This is a genomic window from Acidovorax sp. (assembly GCF_047607405.1).
Classification (GTDB): domain Bacteria; phylum Pseudomonadota; class Gammaproteobacteria; order Burkholderiales; family Burkholderiaceae_C; genus Acidovorax.
Window position 1 is genome coordinate 1 of sequence record NZ_JASGDA010000091.1, and the last position, 19,467, is coordinate 19,467.

At 70.2% G+C, this 19,467-nt stretch carries 16 protein-coding genes, 1 other RNA gene and 1 pseudogene; 9 read left to right on the forward strand and 9 right to left on the reverse strand.

Annotation, left to right across the window (positions count from 1 at the left end):
* Both glp and QM569_RS10800 read left to right on the forward strand, forming a co-directional pair.
* Positions 1–1,087, forward strand: a 1,087-nt coding sequence (gene glp, locus QM569_RS10795; RefSeq protein ID WP_414987236.1) for a gephyrin-like molybdotransferase Glp, incomplete at its 5' end; no start/stop codon positions are given.
* Positions 1,084–1,416 carry a thioredoxin family protein gene (locus tag QM569_RS10800; RefSeq protein ID WP_414987290.1) on the forward strand — a complete coding sequence of 111 codons (333 nt, stop codon included), beginning with the start codon at positions 1,084–1,086 and terminating at the stop codon, positions 1,414–1,416. The genes glp and QM569_RS10800, both read left to right, overlap by 4 nt.
* Positions 1,417–1,429: 13 nt before the next feature.
* On the opposite strand, the gene rnhA is transcribed toward QM569_RS10800, so the two are convergent.
* On the reverse strand, positions 1,430–1,879 hold the full coding sequence (rnhA, locus tag QM569_RS10805; RefSeq protein ID WP_414987237.1) for a ribonuclease HI: 450 nt from the start codon (positions 1,877–1,879) through the stop codon (positions 1,430–1,432).
* Entirely contained in the window at positions 1,876–2,637 is a 762-nt protein-coding gene (locus QM569_RS10810) for a class I SAM-dependent methyltransferase (RefSeq protein ID WP_414987238.1), read from the reverse strand. Before QM569_RS10810 ends, rnhA begins: the two co-directional genes overlap by 4 nt.
* On the opposite strand from QM569_RS10810, the gene gloB reads away from it, so the two are divergent.
* Positions 2,636–3,400, forward strand: coding sequence for a hydroxyacylglutathione hydrolase (gloB, locus tag QM569_RS10815; RefSeq protein ID WP_414987239.1), 765 nt, complete (start codon positions 2,636–2,638; stop codon positions 3,398–3,400). The genes QM569_RS10810 and gloB overlap by 2 nt on opposite strands.
* Positions 3,397–4,884, forward strand: a complete 1,488-nt coding sequence (locus QM569_RS10820) for a transglycosylase SLT domain-containing protein (RefSeq protein WP_414987240.1) — start codon at positions 3,397–3,399, stop codon at positions 4,882–4,884. Before gloB ends, QM569_RS10820 begins: the two co-directional genes overlap by 4 nt.
* A gap of 4 nt (positions 4,885–4,888) precedes the next feature.
* On the opposite strand, the gene QM569_RS10825 is transcribed toward QM569_RS10820, so the two are convergent.
* The 4 genes from QM569_RS10825 to dnaX form a co-directional block, all read right to left on the reverse strand.
* On the reverse strand, positions 4,889–5,041 hold the full coding sequence (locus QM569_RS10825) for a DUF3096 domain-containing protein (protein ID WP_414987241.1): 153 nt from the start codon (positions 5,039–5,041) through the stop codon (positions 4,889–4,891).
* Positions 5,042–5,197: 156 nt separating this feature from the next.
* The gene (recR, locus tag QM569_RS10830; protein WP_414987291.1) at positions 5,198–5,788 is read right to left on the reverse strand and encodes a recombination mediator RecR; all 591 of its coding nucleotides are present in this window, start codon (positions 5,786–5,788) and stop codon (positions 5,198–5,200) included.
* Between the two features lie 175 nt (positions 5,789–5,963).
* Positions 5,964–6,287, reverse strand: a complete 324-nt coding sequence (locus QM569_RS10835) for a YbaB/EbfC family nucleoid-associated protein (protein ID WP_414987242.1) — start codon at positions 6,285–6,287, stop codon at positions 5,964–5,966.
* Positions 6,288–6,322: 35 nt separating this feature from the next.
* Positions 6,323–8,098 (reverse strand): DNA polymerase III subunit gamma/tau, encoded by a 1,776-nt coding sequence (gene dnaX / locus QM569_RS10840; RefSeq protein WP_414987243.1) that lies wholly within the window; start codon positions 8,096–8,098, stop codon positions 6,323–6,325.
* A 168-nt stretch (positions 8,099–8,266) separates the two neighbouring features.
* On the opposite strand from dnaX, the gene ffs reads away from it, so the two are divergent.
* Positions 8,267–8,363: signal recognition particle sRNA small type (gene ffs / locus QM569_RS10845), an RNA gene on the forward strand.
* Positions 8,364–8,407: 44 nt separating this feature from the next.
* On the opposite strand, the pseudogene QM569_RS10850 reads toward ffs, so the two are convergent.
* The 3 genes and pseudogenes from QM569_RS10850 to QM569_RS10860 all read right to left on the reverse strand — a co-directional run.
* Positions 8,408–9,637 (reverse strand): annotated as a pseudogene (locus QM569_RS10850) (TIGR03862 family flavoprotein); the annotation flags it as partial.
* Between the two features lie 5 nt (positions 9,638–9,642).
* The gene (locus QM569_RS10855; protein WP_414987244.1) at positions 9,643–12,927 is read right to left on the reverse strand and encodes a UvrD-helicase domain-containing protein; all 3,285 of its coding nucleotides are present in this window, start codon (positions 12,925–12,927) and stop codon (positions 9,643–9,645) included.
* On the reverse strand, positions 12,924–15,425 hold the full coding sequence (locus tag QM569_RS10860) for a PD-(D/E)XK nuclease family protein (protein ID WP_414987245.1): 2,502 nt from the start codon (positions 15,423–15,425) through the stop codon (positions 12,924–12,926). Before QM569_RS10860 ends, QM569_RS10855 begins: the two co-directional genes overlap by 4 nt.
* A gap of 92 nt (positions 15,426–15,517) precedes the next feature.
* On the opposite strand from QM569_RS10860, the gene trxA reads away from it, so the two are divergent.
* The 4 genes from trxA (at position 15,518) to QM569_RS10880 (ending at position 19,420) form a co-directional block, all read left to right on the forward strand.
* The gene (trxA, locus tag QM569_RS10865) at positions 15,518–15,850 is read left to right on the forward strand and encodes a thioredoxin TrxA (protein WP_414987246.1); all 333 of its coding nucleotides are present in this window, start codon (positions 15,518–15,520) and stop codon (positions 15,848–15,850) included.
* Between the two features lie 192 nt (positions 15,851–16,042).
* Complete coding sequence (gene rho, locus QM569_RS10870; RefSeq protein ID WP_414987247.1) at positions 16,043–17,305, forward strand: transcription termination factor Rho; 1,263 nt, start codon at positions 16,043–16,045, stop codon at positions 17,303–17,305.
* A 94-nt stretch (positions 17,306–17,399) separates the two neighbouring features.
* Positions 17,400–17,660, forward strand: coding sequence for a type B 50S ribosomal protein L31 (locus tag QM569_RS10875; protein WP_414987248.1), 261 nt, complete (start codon positions 17,400–17,402; stop codon positions 17,658–17,660).
* A 101-nt stretch (positions 17,661–17,761) separates the two neighbouring features.
* Complete coding sequence (locus QM569_RS10880) at positions 17,762–19,420, forward strand: hypothetical protein (protein ID WP_414987249.1); 1,659 nt, start codon at positions 17,762–17,764, stop codon at positions 19,418–19,420.
* Positions 19,421–19,467: the final 47 nt, after the last annotated feature.

Genomic DNA, 19,467 nt, shown 5'->3' on the forward strand with positions numbered 1-19,467 from the left:
GCGCGTGGCGGGCCAGCCGCTCACGCTGCGCGTCGTCGGCAAGGCGCTGGCAGGCCAGCCCTGGAGCGGTAGCGCGGCGGCAGGCGAGTGCGTGCGCATCATGACCGGCGCCGTCATGCCTGCGGGGCTGGACACGGTGGTGCCGCAGGAGTTCGTCACCGTGCAGGATGACGGCATCACCATCCCCGCCGACGCCGTGCGCCCCGGCGCCAACCGCCGCCGCAAGGGCGAGGACCTGATGCAAGGCCGCGCGGCGCTGGCGCGCGGCGAACCGCTCACGCCCGCCGCGCTGGGCCTGCTCGCCAGCCTGGGCCTGCAGACGGTGACGGTGCTGCGCCGCCTGCGCGTGGCGTATTTTTCGACCGGCGACGAGATCCTGAGCCTGGGCGAGCCCCCGCGCGAGGGCGCCGTCTATGACAGCAACCGCCACGCCATGCGGGGCCTGCTGGCGCGCCTGGGCGTGGACGTGATCGACCTGGGCGCCGTGCGCGACGACCCCGCCCAACTCGAAGCGGCCCTGCTCGAAGCCGCCCGCCGCGCCGACGCCATCGTCACCAGCGGCGGCGTGAGCGCGGGCGACGCCGACCACACGCGCACCATGATGCAGAAGCTGGGCGACGTGGCCTTCTGGCGCATCGCCATGCGGCCAGGCCGCCCCATGGCTGTCGGCAGAATTCAAGCCAAATCGGCCTCTAGCGCTTATCCATCAAGCACAGGTAGCTATCAAAACAATAGTTCAGTGCTGTTCGGCCTGCCCGGAAACCCCGTGGCGGTGATGGTGAGCTTCCTCGCCTTCGTGCGCCCCGCCCTGCTGCGCATGATGGGCTGCACCCGCCCCGCGCCGCCGCTGCTGCGCGCGGTGGCCGCGTGCCCGCTGCGCAAGAAGCCGGGCCGCACCGAGTACCAGCGCGGCATCGTCGCCGCCGCGCCCGACGGCACGCTGCGGGTGCGCAGCACGGGCAACCAGGGCTCGGGCATGCTCAGCTCCATGGTGCATGCCAACGGCCTCATCGTGCTGGGCCACGACCAGGGCGACGTGGCCGTGGGCGACGCGGTGGATGTGATGATGTTCGACGGAGTGATCTGATGTTCCAGACCCAGCACCTGCCCCAAATCCTGAACCCCACGCGCGCCGAAGTGGATGCCCTGCCCGGCGCGACGGTGATCGAATTCGGCGCGCCCTGGTGCGGCCACTGCCAACGCGCCCAGCCGCTCATCGAGCAGGCCCTGCAAGGCCGCGCCGACGTGGCCCACGTCAAGATCGAGGACGGCCCCGGCCAGCGCCTGGGGCGCAGCTTTGGCGTGAAGCTGTGGCCCACGCTGGTCTTTCTGAAAGACGGCCAGGAAGTGGCGCGGCTGGTGCGCCCGCAGCAGGCGCGCGAGGTGCAGGACGCCGTGCAGGCCATCGCGGACTGACTGATTTACAGGCTCAGCCCTGCTGGCGCGCCTGCTCCACGCCCCGGTTGGCCAGCGCGTCGGCGCGCTCGTTGCCCGGGTCGCCGGAATGCCCCTTCACCCAGCGCCATTCGATGCGGTGGCCGCCGTTGCTCACCAGCGCGTCCAGGCGCTGCCACAGATCGACGTTCTTCACGGGCTGCTTGGACGCGGTGCGCCAGCCCTTGGCCTTCCAGCCGTGAATCCATTCGGTGATGCCCTGGCGCACGTACTGGCTGTCCAGGTACAGCGTGACGGCGCAGGGGCGCTTCAAGGCCGACAGCGCCTCGATCACGGCCAGCAGCTCCATGCGGTTGTTGGTGGTGCCCAGCTCGCCGCCGAACAGCTCCTTCTCGGTGCTGCCCGAGCGCAGCAGCGCGCCCCAGCCGCCGGGGCCCGGGTTGCCCTTGCAGGCGCCGTCGGTGTAAATCTCTACCTGGTTCAAATCTTGGTGTTCCTGTGTTGGGGTGTTCTGTTGACGACGGGCACGGTGCCCGGCGCGCGCTGAGGGCTGGTGCGCCAGGCGGGCTCCAGCAGGCGCATGCCATGCACGCGCTTGGTGGCGACGATGAAGTATGCCGCGCCCAGGATGGGCCACCACTTCTCGCCCAGCGGGTCCATCCAGCCGAAGCGATCCAGCCACTGCGCGCTGCGCACCGCCGGGCGGTAGCAGCCGAAGCGGGCCGACTCGACCTCGAAGTTGAGCAGCCGCAGCCAGTCGCGCAGGCGCCGGTGGCCGATGAACTCGCCCGCGTCGGGCAGGTACAGCGCGCCGCGCAACAGCCGCGCGCGCCGCTGGCGCAGGCCCCACAGGCTGGCGGGGTTCAGGCCGCTGATGACCACGCGGCCCTCGGGCACCAGCACGCGCTCCACCTCGCGCAGCGCGGCGTGCGGGTCCACACTCAGCTCCAGCGTGTGGGGCAGCACCAGCAGGTCCAGGCTGGCGGACGCGAACGGCAGCGCCACAGGGTCGGCCAGCAGGTGGGGGGTGGCCTCGCCCTGGATGTTCTGCTCCAGCGCCAGCCACTGGTGCGGCATGCGGTTGGCGCGCAGGCCCTGCAGCAGGGGCATGCCCAATTGCACGCTGTGGTAGCCGAAGATGTCGGCCACGGCCTCGTCGAAACGCGCCTGTTCCCAGGCCAGCAGGTAGCGGCCTTGCGGGGAATCGAACCAGTGGTGCAAACCTATAATTTCGTCGCTCATGAACTTGCTGCCGCTGCCCGCCTTTACCGACAACTACATCTGGATGCTGCACGACGGGCGCCAGGCAGTCGTCGTCGATCCGGGGGACGCCGCGCCCGTGTTCCAGGCCCTGGAGCGCCTGGGTTTGCGGCTTGCGGCCATTCTAGTCACGCACCACCACTCCGATCATGTCGGCGGCGTGGACGCGCTGCGCGAGGCCACGGGCGCCGTGGTCCACGGCCCGGCGCGCGAGCGCATTCCCGAGCCGCTGGTGCGGCTGGCGCAAGGCGATGCGGTGGACGTGCTGGGCCTGCGCTTTGCGGTGCTGGACGTGCCCGGCCACACGGCCGGCCACATCGCCTACTACTGCCCCGCCATGGACGGCGCGCCGCTGCTGTTCTGCGGCGACACACTGTTCTCGGGCGGCTGCGGACGGCTGTTCGAGGGCACGCCCGCGCAGATGCTCCATTCGCTGGACCAGTTGGCCGCGCTGCCCGGTGACACCCGCGTGTGCTGCACGCACGAGTACACCCTGTCCAACCTGAAATTCGCGCGTGCCGTGGAACCTGGCAACGCCGCGCTGCTCCACTACAGCAGCCAGTGCGCGGCGCTGCGGGCGCGGGGCGAACCCACCCTGCCCTCGCGCCTGGCGCTGGAGCGCGACATCAACCCTTTCCTGCGCGTGCGCGTGCCCACAGTGGCCCAGGCCGCGCAGGTGAAAAATCAAGATGACGCCGTGGCCGTGCTGGCCGCGCTGCGTGAATGGAAGAACGAGTTCCGATGAAACTTTTGCCCATCGCCTGCCTGGCGGTCGCACTCTGGCTCACAGGCTGCGCCACCACGGGGACGCCGCAAGGCGGCGACACCCCCACGGACAGCGCCCCCAAGTCCCACACGCCCCAGTACCCCAACGGCCCGCTGCGGCCCATCACGGCGGCGCAGGCGGCCAGCGGCGAGGTGGCCTCGCTCTCGGCCCCCGCCGACCTGTGGGACCGCATCCGCCGGGGCTTCGCCATGCCCGACCTGCAGCACGAGCTGGTGCAGGACCGCGAGCAGTGGTACGCATCGCGGCCCGACTACATCCAGCGCATGACGGAGCGCTCCAGCAAGTACCTGTTCCACATCGTCGAGGAGCTGGAGCGGCGCGGCATGCCCACCGAACTGGCGCTGCTGCCCTACATCGAGAGCGCGTTCAACCCCCAGGCCGTCTCTAGCGCCAAGGCGGCGGGCATGTGGCAGTTCATGCCCGCCACGGGCAGCTACTTTGAACTGAAGCAGAACGCCTTCCGCGACGACCGGCGCGACGTGCTCGCGTCCACCCGCGCCGCGCTCGATTACCTGCAGAAGCTCTACAACATGTTCGGCGACTGGCACCTGGCCCTGGCCGCCTACAACTGGGGCGAGGGCAGCGTCAGCCGCGCCATCGCCCGCAACCAGAAGCTGGGCCTGGGCACCGGCTACACCGACCTGAGCATGCCCGCCGAAACGCGCCTGTACGTGCCCAAGCTGCAGGCCGTGAAGAACATCGTGGCCCGCCCCGAGGCTTTCCGCACCGAGCTGCCACTGATCGAGAACCACCCCTACTTCCAGACGGTGGAGATCCAGCACGACATCGACGTGGCCCTGGTCGCCGCGCTGGCCGACGTGCGCGAGGAAGACTTCCGCGCGCTCAACCCGTCCTTCCACAAGCCGGTGATCCTGGCGGCGGGCACGCCGCGCATCCTGCTGCCCTGGGACAACGCCAAGGTCTTCCAGCGCAACCTGGAAGCGCGCCGCGAAGGCCAGTACGCGAGCTGGACCGTCTGGTCCGTGCCCACCACCATGACGGTGGCCGAGGCTGCCCAGCGCGCGGGCATGAGCGAAGCCGACCTGCGCGCCGTCAACAACATTCCGCCGCGCATGCTCATCAAGGCGGGCTCGGCCCTCATGGTCCCCCGCTCGGCTGCGGTGCGGCAGGACGTGTCGCCGCACCTGGCGGACAACGGCCAGGTGGCCTTCGCGCCCGAGATCGTCACCCGCCGTACCACCGTGCGCGCGGGCAAGGGCGACACGGTGGCCAGCATTGCCCGGCGCTACAAGCTGGCCGCATCCAGCGTGGCCGACTGGAACGACGTGCGCGCCAACGCCGCCTTCAAGGTGGGGCAGCAGGTGGTGGTCTATCTGCCGGTGCGCCCGGCCTCGGCGCGGGCCGCCAGCGGCAAGGCGGGCCAGCGGACGGCGGCGCCCGCACGCAAGGGCGGCACGCCGTCGAAGGTCAAGCGCCGCTGACCTTTCACAGCTTCAGGGTGTGCATGCCCAGCAAGCCGAGGATGCCCATGACGATGAGGTACAGCGCCACGATGGTGCTGAGCAACCGGGGCATGACGAGGATGAGGATGCCCGCGATGAGCGAGACGAGCGGGCCGATGCTGAGGCTGAAGGTCATGGATGCACTCCTTGTGGCAGACGAATGAGTCCGCCACTGTAGAGCATCCGACATTGGATTTTGGATTTCTGGCACGCCTTGCTGGCGGACATTTTTATATGTCTTTTTGGCCTCCAGCGCTTATGCAGCAAGCACCAGTAGCTATCAATTTGTGAGTTACCGCCTGTCCACCAGCGCATGCGCGATGGTGGACAGGTCCACGTATTCCAGCTCGCTGCCCACGGGCACGCCGCGCGCCAGGCGCGTGACGTGCATGCCACGGCCCTTGAGCGCCTCGCTGATGGCGTGCGCCGTGGCCTCGCCCTCGGCGTTGAAGTTGGTGGCCAGGATCACCTCCTGCACCGTGCCGTCGGTGGCGCGCTCCATGAGCTTTTGCAGGCCGATCTCGCGGGGGCCGATGCCGTCGAGCGGCGACAGGCGCCCCATGAGCACGAAGTACAGCCCCTTGAAGGCGCCCGTGCGCTCCATCGCGGCCTGGTCGGCGGGCGTCTCGACCACGCACAGCCGCGTGGCGTCGCGCGCCGGGTCCAGGCAGGTAGCGCAGACCTCGGCCTCGGTAAAGGTGTGGCAGCGCGCGCAGTGCTGCACGCTGCCTACGGCCTCGTGCAGCGCGCGCGAGAGCTGCTCCGCCCCCGCGCGGTCGTGCTGCAGCAGGTGAAAGGCCATGCGCTGCGCCGACTTGACGCCCACGCCCGGCAGGCGGCGCAGCGCCTGGATCAGGGTATCGAGGGAGTGGCTGGCAGCCATGTCAGCCATGCAGGGCGCTGCACACCGCCCCTGCCACATGAAACTGGCGCAGCCCCATGCCAGCAGACGCCGTGGAGCGGGCTTGGCCCGGCCACTGGCGTCGTCCCCCTGCCCGCGCAAAGCGCGAGAGCGGGGGGAAGCCGCGTAGCGGCTCAGGGGGGTGTTCCTTCATTTTTCAGAAGGGCAGCTTCATCCCGGCAGGCAGGCCTGCCGTGAGCTTGCCCATCTTCTCGGCCGAGGTTTCCTCGGCCTTGCGCACGGCGGCGTTGAAGGCGGCGGCCACCAGGTCTTCGAGCATGTCCTTGTCGTCGGCCAGCAGGCTGGGGTCGATGGTGACGCGCTTCACGTCGTGCTTGCAGGTCATCAGCACCTTCACGAGGCCCGCGCCGGACTCGCCTTCCACTTCGATCAGCGCCAGTTCGTCCTGGGCTTTCTTGAGGTTGTCCTGCATGGCCTGGGCCTGCTTCATGAGGCCGGCGAGTTGTCCTTTGTTGAACATGGGATGTTTCCTTTTTTGACGAATGGGAGAAGAAATCACACAGGCTTGATGCTGCCGGGCACGATTTTCGCGCCGTAGTCGCGCATGAGGGCTTGCACGTAGGGATCGTTCACCACGATTTCCTCGGCGCGGCGCTGGCGCTCGGCGGCGGCGGCGGCGTTGCGGCGGGCGGGGCTGTCGATGACGCGGCCCACCTCCACGCTGATCTGGCTGGCATGGCCTGCCGCCTCCAGCGCGGCGCGCAGGCGCTCGCGGGCCGTGGGCTGGTTGAGCGACTCGCGCTCCACGCGCAGCAGCCAGTGGGCGCCGTCGCGGGCCACGAGCTGCGACTGCAGGGCCAGTTCGCGCACCAGGGCGGTGACGGCCTCGGTCGCCACGAGCTGCTGCACGGCGGCGTGCCACACGTCGCCTTCCTCGGTGGGCGTGTAGCGCGCCGTTGCGGGCGTGGGGACTGCGGCAGGCGTGGGCTGAAGGCGCTCACCGGGCTCCGGCACTTCGCGCACCGGGATTGCTACAACTTCAGGAGCTACATGTGCTTTTCTGGAAAGCGCTGGAGGCCGATTTCTATCAAAATTCTCCGCCGTGCGAACGGGCAGCGCCACGGGGGCGGGTGTCGGGGCCGCAGGCGGCGCGGGAACCGGCGCGGGCGGCGGCTCAGGCCGTGTCAGAGTTTTTTTTTCAGCCGGTGGGGCACTGCCGCCTGCACCGGGCTTGAAGGCCAGCAGGCGCAGCAGCACCATGGTCAGCGCAGCGTATTCGTCGGGGGCCAGCCCCAGCTCGCCCCGGCCATGCAGGCACAGGCTGTACAGCAGTTGCGTCTCGTCGGCAGGCATCTGCGCCGCCAGCCGGGCCGTCTCCGCCGCCTCGGGGTCGCTGGCATCCACTGCATCGGCCATCTGCGGCACGGCCTGGAACACGGCCATGCGCTGGAGCACGGCGCTCATGTCCTCCAGGGTCGAAGCGGCGGACAGGCCATTGCGGCGCAGCGCGTCCGAGGTCTCGACCACCGTGCGGCCATCGTTCTGCGCCAGCGCGTCGATCAGGCGGAAAACGTAGGAGCGGTCCACCGCGCCCAGCATCTGGCGCACGCTGGCCTCCTGCAACTGGCCGCTGCCGAAGGCGATGGCCTGGTCGGTGAGCGACAGCGCATCGCGCATGGAGCCGCGCGCCGCCCGCGACAGCAGGCGCAGCGCCTGGGGCTCGGCAGGCACGGCCTCTTGCGCCAGCACGCGCGTGAGGTGCTCCAGCACCGTCTCGGGCGCCATGGGCCGCAGGTTGAACTGCAGGCAGCGCGACAGCACGGTGACCGGCACCTTCTGCGGATCGGTCGTGGCGAGCACGAACTTCAGGTACTCGGGCGGCTCCTCCAGCGTCTTGAGCATGGCGTTGAACGCCGTGTTGGTGAGCATGTGGACTTCGTCGATCATGAAGACCTTGAAGCGCCCCTGCACCGGCTTATAGACCGCCTGCTCCAGCAGGCCCTGCACCTCATCGACCCCCCGGTTCGAGGCCGCGTCCAGCTCGGTGTAGTCAACGAACCGCCCCGCGTCGATGTCGCGGCAGGCGTCGCACACGCCGCAGGGCGTGGCGGTGATGCCGCCCTGCCCGTCCGCCCCCTGGCAGTTGAGCGACTTGGCCAGAATGCGCGACACCGTCGTCTTGCCCACGCCCCGCGTGCCCGTGAACAGGTAGGCATGGTGCAGCCGCTGCTGCGTCAGCGCGTTGGTCAGGGCCTGCACCACATGCTCCTGCCCCACCATCTCGGTGAAATTGCGGGGCCGGTACTTGCGGGCGAGCACGAGGTAAGACATAGGGCAGTGATTCTATGGCCCCCGCCAGTCGATACCGGCGCGCCCGAAGCGAGAGACACCGCGCAAGGGCCGCCCCGCCGCGCTGGTGTCGTCCCCCTTCCCCTGGCGCGAAGCGCGTAGAGAGAAGGGGGAAGGCGCGTAGCGCCACAGGGGGTAGAATTCGCTCTTGACGGGCCTCCTCGCATGGTGAAGCGGCCAACCGGGTCAGGTGGGGAACCAAGCAGCCCTAACTGTGGAGTCAGTGCCGGGGGTAAGGCTCGTCAACTTCTTCTTTTTTCCTCCCCCATTCCCTTCGCCCTGCGCGGGCATCTCACGCAGCCACTGTGCCGCGCCCTCCCCTGCAACGCGCCCCGTGGCGAAGCAGGCCGTCAGCAGGTAGCCGCCTGTGGGCGCCTCCCAGTCCAGCATCTCGCCCGCACAGAACACGCCCGGCAGGGCACGCAGCATCAGGTGCTCGTCCAGCGCCTCGAAGGGCACGCCCCCCGCCGTGCTGATGGCCTCATCGATGGGGCGCGGGGCCACCACGGTGATGGGCAGGGCCTTGATGGCGCGGGCCAGGGCTGCTGCGTCGCTCATGCCGTCCTTGCCCAGGTGCTCGTACAGGATGCCCGCCTTGATGCCGTCCAGCCCCAGGCGGCCCTTGAGGTGGCTGGACAGCGAGCGTGCGCCGCGCGGGTGGCGCACCTCGGCCAGCACGCGCTCGGGCGCATGGTCAGGCAGCAGGTCGAGATGGAAGGTGGCGTGGCCGTGGGCGGCGATCTCGTCGCGCAGCAGGTGCGACGCGGCGTAAATCAGGCTGCCTTCCACGCCCGTGGCGGTGGCGACGAACTCGCCCCGGCGGCGAAAGCCGTCGCCCACGCTCAACACCACCGTCTTGAACGGCTGGCCCGCAAAGCGCTCGATGAAGTGCGGCGTCCAGCCGCCCCGCACGTCGAAGCCGCAGTTGGCGGGCTGCAAGGGGGCGATGGGGATGCCTTTTTCGGCCAGCACAGGGGCCCACGCACCGTCGGAGCCCAAACGCGCCCAACTGGCGCCGCCCAGGGCCAGCACCACGGCGCGGGCGGATGCGCGCACCTCGCCCGCCGGGGTGGCGAAGCGCAGCGCGGCGCCATCCGCCCAGCCCAGCCAGCGGTGGCGCATGTGCAACTGCACGCCCAGGGCGCGCAGGCGTTGCAGCCAGGCGCGCAGCAGGGGCGCGGCCTTCATGTCGGTGGGGAAAACGCGGCCTGAGGTGCCCACGAAGGTCTCCACCCCCAGCCCGTGCGCCCAGGCGCGCAGCTCGGGGCCGCCAAAGGCCGTCAGCAGCGGCTCGACCTGCGCCTGGCGCGCACCGTAGCGGGCGGCGAACGCGGCGTGAGGTTCTGAATGCGTGAGGTTGAGCCCGCCCTTGCCTGCGAGCAGGAACTTGCGGCCCACGGAGGGCATGGCGTCGAACACATGCACTGCCACGCCGGCCTGGGCCAGTGTTTCGGCAGCCATGAGCCCTGCCGGGCCGCCGCCGACGATGGCGGCTTCATGGGGGGTTGAAGGGATGGTCATGGTCATCAGAACAGGCTGGCCTGGGGGGTGTCGTCCACCAACACCATGCGCCCGTCGCCCGCCAGCAGGGCGGCATGCACGCGCTCGCCAGGAAACTGGGCCTGCACCGCCGCACGGTAGCGGCGCAGTTGGTCAAGCAGGGCCTGCTGGCGCTCGGGCTGGGCGGCGCTCTTGTAGTCCAGCACCCACCAGCCTGCGCGCTCGGGCGGGTGCTGGCAGTGGACGAGGCGGTCCAGCCGCAGGCTCTGGCCCTGGTGGCGCAGGGGGGCTTCGTTGATGGCGGTGTCCACGCTGGCGGTGTCCCAGGCCCAGGCGCCCTCGCCCGCCAGGATGCGCTGGGCGGTGCGGGCGGCCTGGCGGGCGGCGTCGGGCGTGATGTCGAAGTCCTGCGCCAGCCGCGCCACGCGGGCTGCGGGCCAGCCGTGGGCGCGCAGGTCGGCCAGGGGGGCGCCTGCCACGCCCGCCTGCTCCAGCAGCTGGTGCATGGCTTCGCCCAGGCGGGTGGCGGGGGTGGAGGCTTCGGCAGCGTCCTGGGCCGTTGGATTGGCGCGCAGGTGATCGGGCAGCGGGGGCAGTTCCAGCAGGGTGATGCTGCCGTGCGCGGGGGCTTGCGCGTGCGGGGCCACGGCCTGCGCATCCGCCTCGGCCATCAGCGGCGACAGGCGTGCCCACCAACTGCCGCCAGCCTGCGTAGCGGGCTGCACGGACGAGATCGCCAGGCAGTGCTTGGCGCGCGTCATGGCCACGTAGAGCATGTTCAGCTCCTCGCGCTGGCGGGCCTGCTGCTCCGCGGCCAGGGCATCGACCGCGCTGGGGGGCGGGTTGGATCCGCTGGCCAAAAAGACGAAGCGCGCGGGCGCGGCCTGCTCGCCGGGCCAGTCCACCAGCACGCCCATGGTCTCGGCCTTCTGCGGGCGGGTGTCGGTGTCGAGCAGCAGCACGCAACGCGCCTCCAGTCCTTTGGCGCCGTGGACGGTCAGCAGCCGCACGGCCTGCGCGTCGGCCCGGCCCGGGGCGCGCACGCCGCCCCGCTTCATGGCGCGCACGAAGGCGTAGGGCGTGAGGTAACGGCCCCCGTCGTGCTGCAAGGCGGCCGACAGCAGGGCGCGCAGGTTGGCCTGCACCACGGCGCGCTGGGCGGCGGGCGCGGCGGCTGCGAAGCGGGCCAGCACGTCGGCGTGCTGGTAGATGGCGTGCAGGGCGTCGTGGGGCGGCAGTGCGTCCACCCAGGTTTTATATAGAGCCAAATTGGCCGCTAGTGCTTGCTGGACAAGCGCAGGTAGCTCACTTTTTTGTAGTACATCGAACCAGCTCGCGCCTTCGGCCTTGGCCGCGAGGGCGAGCTGCACCAGGGCGTCGTCGCCCAGGCCGAAGAGCGGCGACTTGAGCGCGCGCGCCAGCGAGAGGTCGTGCCCTGGTGACACCAGCGCGTCCAGCAGCGCGATCACGTCCTGCACCTCGGGCGCGTCGTACAGGTCGGCCTTTTCGGGCTGCACGCAGGGCAGGTGCAGGGCGCGCAGGGCGTCCTGCATGGCGGCAAGGCGGTCGCGCTTGCGGGCCAGCACCAGCACCTCGTCGGGCAGCGTGCCTGCGGCGATCTGCGCGGCCACCCACGCGGCGGCCTGGGCGCATTCGCGCATGCGCTGGGTTTCCTCGGGCGCGTGGCGAGGCTCGGTGAGGCTGTCGCGCCATGCCATCGGGTCGGCGCCCGCGCCGCCGTCCACATCGGGCGGCAGGATGGGGGGCAGGCGCAGCAGCGCGCCGGGGTCTGTGGATTCGGTGGTGTGGCTGCGAAAGCCCACCGTCTCGCCCTGCGCCTGGGCCGCGCCCATGACATGGTTGACGGCAGCGATGACGCCCGTGGCGTTGCGGCGCGTGTGGTCGCAGGCCAGCAGGTCGCCGCCCAGGCCCTCGCGCACGAAGCGCTGCGCGGCGATGAACACCTGCGGCTCGGCACGGCGGAAGCGGTAGATGCTCTGCTTGGGGTCGCCCACGATGAACACGCTGGGCGCTTTCTGGCCGCTTGCGCCACCGCCCGAGCCCGCGTAGCCCGACAGCCAGGCATGCAGCGCCTGCCATTGCAGCGGGTTGGTGTCCTGGAATTCGTCCACCAGCAGGTGGCGCACGCGGGCGTCCAGGCGCTCCTGCACCCAGCCGCTGACCACCGGGTCGGCCAGCATCACGAGGGCCGTGCGCTCCACGTCGTTCATGTCCACCCAGCCGCGCTGGTGCTTGACGGCGGCGTACTGCGCGATCAGGCAGCGCGCGAGGCGCGCCATGCGCTGCTGGTGCTGCCAGGCGGCGTGCTGGCGGCGGGCGGCCAGGGCGCGCTGGCACAGCGCCTGGGCGTGGCGCACCTGTTCGATGCCCGCCAGCTTGTCGCTGAACTTGCGCGGCTCGCCCTTCTGGGTGAGCAGGGCGTCGGCCAGGCCGTCGGCGTTGCCCGCGCTGACCGCCGCCTCCAGATCCACGCCCTTGGCCGAGAAGGTGGGTGCGCTGGCGCGGCCCAGCGCCAGGGCGGCGGCCAGCAGGGCGTCGCGTTCGTTGCGCAGCAGCGCCCGCGCCGGGTCCACGTCATCCGCCAGGTCGGGGAACAGCACCACTGCGGGTTCCACCGAGGCATCGACGGTGCCGTTGGCATCGGCCAGGTCGAACTCCACGCGCTTGGCGAGCGCCGCCTCCAGCGCCTTGTGCGTCTGTGATCGGCCATGGCAGGCGACCACGGCCTCGTAGTCGGCGCGCAGCCCGGCATCGTCAGCCACGGCGTGCAGGAAGGGGCGCCACACCTCGCGCACGGCCTCGGCGTCGTCTTCGAGCAGCTCGAAATGCGCGGGCAGGCCCTGGGCCTGCAGCAGCGCCAGCGGGGCCGTGCCCAGCAGCGCGGCGAACCAACTGTGGAAGGTGCGTATCTGCACCGGCCTGCCGCTGGCGAGCAGGGTTTGGTATAGATTTTGTAGCGCCTCGCGCTGATCCAGAGCGCGCTGGGGGCTGATTCCTCTTGCAATCAGCTCATGGGTCAGGGTGTCGAGCGGGGCGTGGGCGAACTGCTCCAGCCATTCCTGCAGGCGCTGGCGCATCTCGCCCGCGGCCTTCTTGGTGAAGGTGATGGCCAGGATCTCGTGCGGCGCGGCGCCGTCGAGCAGCGCGCGCAGCATGCGCGAGACGAGCATCCAGGTCTTGCCCGCGCCCGCGCAGGCTTCCACGGCCACGCTGCGCGCGGGGTCGCAGGCGATGGCGTAGAACGCCTCACGTGTAACCGGTTGGCCGTTGTGTTCGTAGGCGGCCTTCATTCGCAGAAATCCTTGCGGCAGAGGCCGCGTGCGGCGCAGTAATCGCACACGGCGCCCTCACCCAGCGCGGGCAGCGGCGCGCCCTCTGCGATGCGCTGAAAGTCGTGCTGGATGCCTTCGACCAGCAGGTCGCGCAGATGCACCACGTCTGACTGTTCGTGCATGTGCGTCTCGCCGCGCTCGCCCACGTTGACGTAGGCGGCGCGCAGCGTATCGTGGTGCAGCAGCGCGGCGTAGAAGGCCAGTTGCGTGTCCTCGCCGCCTGCCTTGATGCGCTGGCGGGTGGCGCTGTCGCTTTCGGTTTTGTAGTCGATGACCAGGACGCCGTCGGGCGTGGCGTCGATGCGGTCGAGCTTGCCGACCAGTTGCAGCGCGCCCAGGGGCTGGGTGGCCTCGACCTCGGCCTGCTGGAAGGCGGCGCCCGCCTGTTCGTGCTGCGCCAGCCAGCGCAAGTAGCCGTCGCGCACCTGGGGCCAGCCTGCGGCAAAGGGCAGAAAGTCACCCTCGCCCAAGCCTTGCTGGCGCGTGACGGCCCGGGCGGCCTCGTCCATGCGCACCGTGCGGTCGTGCGTGGGCTCTGCCAGCAAGCCTTCGTGGAAGTGCTGCAGCACCGCGTGCAGCCAGGTGCCGAAGTCGCGCTTGTCCACCTCGGCGTCCAGTTCGTCGGCCTCTTGCAGGCCCAGCAGGCGCAGCGCGAAGAAGCGGTAGGGGCAGTGGCGCAGGTCGGAATACGCGGTGGACGACAGGCGCCGCACGGGCAGTGCGCTGCCGTCCGGCAGGGGCCGGGGCGTGGGTGCGGCGGGCACGCTGCGCGGGACGCGGGCGTCGGCACCGTCCTGGCGCGGCAGGGCCAGCACCAGGGGGCTGGCGAGCAGGGGCTCGCCGCCCTCGTCGCCGGTGCGCCAGAGCACGTCCACGGCCGCAGTCTGCAAGGCGCTGCGCCAGGCGGCGCGCTGGGCGGCCTCCAGGGCTTCGCGGGTGGGCAGGCCCCAGGCGGCGCGCTGGGCCGACGTCCATGGGCCCGGCGGTTCGGGGGATGCGGGCAGGCGCTTTTCGTCGCAGCCGGGCAGCACCAGGGCGGCGAAGGGGCGTGCGAGCAGGTTGGGCAGGGGCAGCACGGCGACCGGCGCGTCGCCCGCGTGGGGCGGGACGTAGCGGGCGGCTTCCAGCACCTCGTTGGCCCAGCGGGTGAATTCGGCCAGGGGCATGCGGCGGGCGGCGCTGGCCCAGGCTTCTGTCTCGGCCTCCTGGCCCGCCTGCAGGCGCAGGGCGACCAGCACGCGCGCGCCTGCGGCGTCGTCCGCCAGCACGGGCCACTGGCCGGTGGCGGCGAGCAGGTCGCGCAGGGCTTGCAGCCACTGCGCCAGGGGGCGCGGTGCGCGCAGGGCCTCACGCCATTGCTGCACTTGTTCCACGCAGGCTTTGACGGCAGGGTGGCGCTGCCAGTCGCGCTCCGCCGCGTCGGCCCAGGTGGCGATGGCGTTGCGGCGCAGGGCGCGCTCCAGCGCATCGAGCGTGGCGGGGGCGATGGCGGGGGCGTGCTTGAGCCAGTCCAGCACCTCGTCGGTCGATGCGTTCCAGGCACAGCCTTTGAGCAGTGCCATGGGCCGCACCGCAGCGCGGGTGGTGGAGAGCGTCCAGCCGTGCTCGTCGCGCACGGCCACGCCGTGGCTTTGCAGATGGGCGCTGATGCGGCGGGTGAGCGCCCGGTCGTTGGCCGCCAGCGCCACGGGCGCGCGCCCGGCGGCCAGGTGCGCCAGCACGCAGGCGGCGGCGCGCTGGGCTTCGTCCTCGGCATCGTGCGCGGCATGCAGGGCGATCTGGCCCATGGGCGCATCGGCAGGCAGCGCCAAGGACAGCGCCCGGTCGCCCCAATGGTCTTGCAGCGCCTGCGCCAGCAGGTCTGCCTGGAAGCCGCCCAGCAGCACCAGCGCGTCCACGGCGCCGCGCACGCCAGGGTCGAACAGCACGTCGGTGGCGTGGCGCGAGGCCAGCACCCATTCGAGCGCGATGCGCGCCGCCACCGCCTCCAGGCGCAGGGCGGAGGCTTCGTCGGCCTCGGGCAGCAGCCTGCGCGCCTGCGCAGCCCAGGCTTCGCGCCGCGCGGGCGGAACGGCGGCCACCACGGCGGCGAGTTGGCCTGCCGCCTCTTGCAGCGGCGCGGCCAGCACGTCGCGCTGGGCGGCCAGGCCCGCGCGGTCCAGCAGCGCGCGGGCGGTGAGCGTGTCGCGCGCCAGGTCGCCCGCCAGGTCGTCGCCCTGGGGAGAAAAAGGGGCCAGTTGCCGCGCCCAGCTGCGCGTGGTCTGGAAGCGGGGCGCAAAGCCGTCGCCCTGGTGGTCGGTCCAGCAGCGCTGCGCCCAGGGCATGAGCTGGGCGTAGGGCACCAGCACCACGGTGCGTCCAGGGTGCGCGCCGCAGCGCCGCATGTGCGCGGCCGCCTGGGCCAGCACGCCCTGCCACAGCAGGGCGCATTCATCGGATTTCGCTATGACAGTCATAGCGCTCAAGGCCCGGTCGCACCGGCGAACGTGGGATTGGTTTCTGTCACAATGCCCGCACTGTAAACGTACACCCCTGAGGAATCTCCGCCATGGCCAGCGAACTCATCAAACATCTGTCCGACGCAAGCTTTGAAGCCGACGTGCTCCAGGCCAGCACCCCGGTGCTGGTGGACTACTGGGCCGAATGGTGCGGCCCCTGCAAGATGATCGCGCCCATCCTGGACGAAGTGGCGGGCGCCTACCAGGGCAAGCTCACCATCGCCAAGATGAACGTGGACGAGAACCGCGAGATCCCCGCCAAGTTCGGCATTCGCGGCATCCCCACGCTGATGCTGTTCAAGGACGGCCAGCTGGCCGCCACCAAGGTGGGCGCGATGAGCAAGGCGCAGCTCACCGCCTTCATCGACCAGCAACTGGCCTGACCCCTGTCGCGCCCGTGCCGCGCAAGGCGGCGCGGGCGATTCTTTTCCTGTCATAATCCGCCCAGATCACCGGCCTGCACGCATTGGCAGCCGGACCGAGATCCCCGGCACGCCGGGCCTGCAAACAGCAGCGCTCCCGGCACCAGCCCCCACCCCCCAAGATACCTATCCGCTCCGCCAAGGAGTCCATCCATGCACTTAAACGAACTCAAGGCACTGCACGTGTCCGAGGTCCTGAAGCAGGCCGAAGAACTCGAAATCGAAAACACGGGCCGCATGCGCAAACAGGAGCTGATGTTTGCCATCATCAAGAAGCGCGCCAAGGCGGGCGAGCAGGTCTTCGCGGATGGCGTGCTGGAAATCCTGCCCGACGGCTTCGGCTTTCTGCGCAGCCCCGACACCAGCTTCACCGCCAGCACGGACGACATCTACATCAGCCCCAGCCAGGTGCGCCGCTTCAACCTGCACACCGGCGACATGATCGAGGGCGAGGTGCGCACGCCCAAGGACGGCGAGCGCTACTTTGCCCTGACCAAGCTCGATGCCGTCAACGGCGGCCCGCCCGAGCAGAACAAGCACAAGGTGATGTTCGAGAACCTCACGCCCCTGTTCCCCAAGGAGCAGATGAAGCTGGAGCGCGACATCAAGGGCGACGAGAACATCACCGGTCGCATCATCGACATCATCGCCCCCATCGGTCGCGGCCAGCGCGCGCTGATCGTCGCGCCGCCCAAGAGCGGCAAGACGGTGATGATGCAGCACATCGCCCACGCCATCACGGCCAACAACCCCGACGTACACCTGATGGTGCTGCTGGTGGATGAGCGCCCCGAGGAAGTGACCGAGATGCAGCGCACGGTCAAGGGCGAGATCATCGCCAGCACCTTCGACGAGCCCGCCGCGCGCCACGTCCACGTGGCCGAGATGGTGATCGAGCGCGCCAAGCGCCTGGTCGAGCTGAAGAAGGACGTGGTGATCCTGCTGGACTCCATCACCCGCCTGGCCCGCGCCTACAACAACGTGGTGCCCTCGTCGGGCAAGGTGCTGTCGGGCGGCGTGGACGCTGCGGCGCTGCAGCGACCCAAGCGCTTCTTCGGCGCGGCGCGCAAGGTGGAAGAAGGCGGGTCGCTGACCATCATCGCCACCGCGCTGGTGGACACGGGCAGCCGCATGGACGAAGTGATCTTTGAAGAATTCAAGGGCACGGGCAACTGCGAAATCCACCTGAACCGCCGCCTGTACGAAAAGCGCGTGTTCCCCGCCATCGAGCTGAACAAGAGCGGCACGCGCCGCGAGGAGCTGCTGCTGGCGCCCGAGATATTGCAGAAGACCCGCATCCTGCGCCAGTTCATGTACAACATGGACGAGATCGAGTCCATGGAGCTCATGATCAAGAACATGAAGGCCACCAAGACCAACGTGGACTTCTTCGACATGATGCGGCGCGGCGGCTGATTTTCAGCCTGTGCGATAATAGAGGGCTTTTTCTTGCGGAAAGTACGCCAAGCGGTTTGGCGCGGCTCCCGCAGCTGAACTTAAAGGAAAGATCATGAAAGAAGGCATCCACCCCAACTACCGCGAAGTTCTGTTCGTGGACCTGTCCAACGGTTTCAAGTTCGTGACCCGTTCGTGCGTGAACACCAAGGAAACCGAGACCTTCGAAGGCAAGGAATACCCGCTGTTCAAGCTGGACACCTCCAGCGAATCGCACCCCTTCTACACCGGCACGCAAAAATCCGTGGACAACATGGGCGGTCGCGTGGAGAAGTTCCGCAACCGTTTCGGCAAGACCGCTGCCGCTGCAAAGTAAGCCAGCGTCCTGCACCTTGCGCCAAAAGGCAGCCCGGGCAACCGCGCTGCCTTTTTGCTTTTATTCTCGAAGGCCCGCCTTTTCTTGCACCCGACCCGCGCGTGAACTCCCCGACCCCCGCCATCGTGACCCAGAACGCCGTCAGCCGACTGCCCCGCTGGGGCCTGCTGCTGCTGTGCCTTGCCTACATCGTGCCGGGGTTCGTGGGGCGCGACCCGTGGAAAAGCGCCGACGTGACGGCCTTCGGCTACATGCTGGAGCTGGCGCAGGGCCGCACGCCCTGGCTTGCCCCGCTGCTGGGCGGCATGCCGCCGGAGACCGAGGGGCTGCTGCCCTACTGGCTGGGCGCGTGGGCCATCCAGGCCGCGCCGCCGTGGCTGCCCGTGGAGGTGGCGGCGCGCCTGCCCTTCGCGGTGCTGCTGGCGCTCACCCTCATGGCGACGTGGTACGGCGCGTACTACCTCGCGCGCAGCCCGGGCGCGCAGCCGGTCGCCTTCGCGTTCGGGGGCGAAGCCCATCCGCTGGACTATGCCCGCACCATCGCCGACGGCGCGCTGCTGGCGCTGATCGCCTGCCTGGGGCTGGCACAGCTGTCGCACGAGGTGACCAGCTACCTCGTGCAGCTCGGCTGCACCGCCCTGCTCTTCTTTGCCGTGGCGGCCATGCCCTACCGCACCCTGGCGCCCGCCCTGGCCCTGGTGGCGGGGTTGGCGGGCCTGACGCTCGCGGGCGCGCCCGCGCTGGCCGCGCTGCTGGGCCTGGGCAGCCTGGCGGTCGTCATGGCAGTGCCGGTAGAAGGCACCAACCGCCGCCTGCCCTGGTCGCTGGCCCTGGCCGCCGTCACGCTCGCAGTAGCGCTGCTGGCGTGGCAACTGGGCCTGTGGCGCTGGCGCATCGTGGATGCGGGCGAGGCCAAGGAATGGCAGAGCCTGGCGCGCCTGCTGCTGTGGTTCGGCTGGCCCGCGTGGCCGCTGGCGCTGTGGACGCTGTGGCGCTGGCGTCGGCAGATCCTCAACCGCCAGGGCCACCGGCACCTGCTGCTGCCGCTGTGGTTCTCGGCTGTCTCCATCGCCGCCACGCTGACCACCCAGCCCGCCGACCGTGCCCTGTTGCTGGGCCTGCCCGCGCTGGCCGTGCTGGCGGCCTTCGCGCTGCCCACGCTCAGGCGCAGCGTGGGCGCACTCATCGACTGGTTCACGCTGCTGTTCTTCACCGTGTCGGCGCTGGCGATCTGGGTCATCTGGATCGCCATGCAGACGGGCTTTCCGCCCAAGCCCGCCGCCAACGTCGCCAAGCTGGCGCCCGGGTTCGTGCCGCAGTTCTCTGCCCTGGCTCTGGCCGTGGCCCTGGCCGCCACGGCCAGTTGGTGCTACCTGGTGTGGTGGCGCGCGGCGCGCAGCCGCGCGCCGATCTGGAAGAGCCTGGTGCTGCCCGCTGGCGGCGCCGCGCTGTGCTGGCTGCTGCTGATGACGCTGTGGCTGCCGCTGCTGGACTACGCGCGCAGCTACCGCGCCCAGGTGGGCAGCGTGATGATCGTGCTGGGGCCGCAGCCAGGCTGCGTGCAGACGGCGGGCCTGAGCCGCGCCCAGGTGGCCGCGCTGCAGTACCACGGCGGGCTGGCGCTGGGGAACGACTGCGGCTGGCTGGTCGCCGACATCGACGCACGGCCCAGGCCCGATGCCGCGCTGTGGGAGCGCATGGCCGTCATTCCACGCCCCACGGACAAGACCGACCACCTGCTGGTCTTCAAGCGGCGGTAGTGCCCGCTGACTGACGCAAACAAGGATGCACAAGCGGCGTCTTGACA

Coding starts and splice junctions, on each gene's coding strand:
- gloB (WP_414987239.1), top strand. CDS start 2,636: ATGAACTTGCTGCCGCTGCCCGCCTTTACCGACAACTACATCTGGATG.
- QM569_RS10810 (WP_414987238.1), bottom strand. CDS start 2,637: ATGAGCGACGAAATTATAGGTTTGCACCACTGGTTCGATTCCCCGCAA.
- QM569_RS10820 (WP_414987240.1), top strand. CDS start 3,397: ATGAAACTTTTGCCCATCGCCTGCCTGGCGGTCGCACTCTGGCTCACA.
- QM569_RS10825 (WP_414987241.1), bottom strand. CDS start 5,041: ATGACCTTCAGCCTCAGCATCGGCCCGCTCGTCTCGCTCATCGCGGGC.
- recR (WP_414987291.1), bottom strand. CDS start 5,788: ATGGCTGCCAGCCACTCCCTCGATACCCTGATCCAGGCGCTGCGCCGC.
- QM569_RS10835 (WP_414987242.1), bottom strand. CDS start 6,287: ATGTTCAACAAAGGACAACTCGCCGGCCTCATGAAGCAGGCCCAGGCC.
- dnaX (WP_414987243.1), bottom strand. CDS start 8,098: ATGTCTTACCTCGTGCTCGCCCGCAAGTACCGGCCCCGCAATTTCACC.
- QM569_RS10855 (WP_414987244.1), bottom strand. CDS start 12,927: ATGAAGGCCGCCTACGAACACAACGGCCAACCGGTTACACGTGAGGCG.
- QM569_RS10860 (WP_414987245.1), bottom strand. CDS start 15,425: ATGACTGTCATAGCGAAATCCGATGAATGCGCCCTGCTGTGGCAGGGC.
- trxA (WP_414987246.1), top strand. CDS start 15,518: ATGGCCAGCGAACTCATCAAACATCTGTCCGACGCAAGCTTTGAAGCC.
- rho (WP_414987247.1), top strand. CDS start 16,043: ATGCACTTAAACGAACTCAAGGCACTGCACGTGTCCGAGGTCCTGAAG.
- QM569_RS10875 (WP_414987248.1), top strand. CDS start 17,400: ATGAAAGAAGGCATCCACCCCAACTACCGCGAAGTTCTGTTCGTGGAC.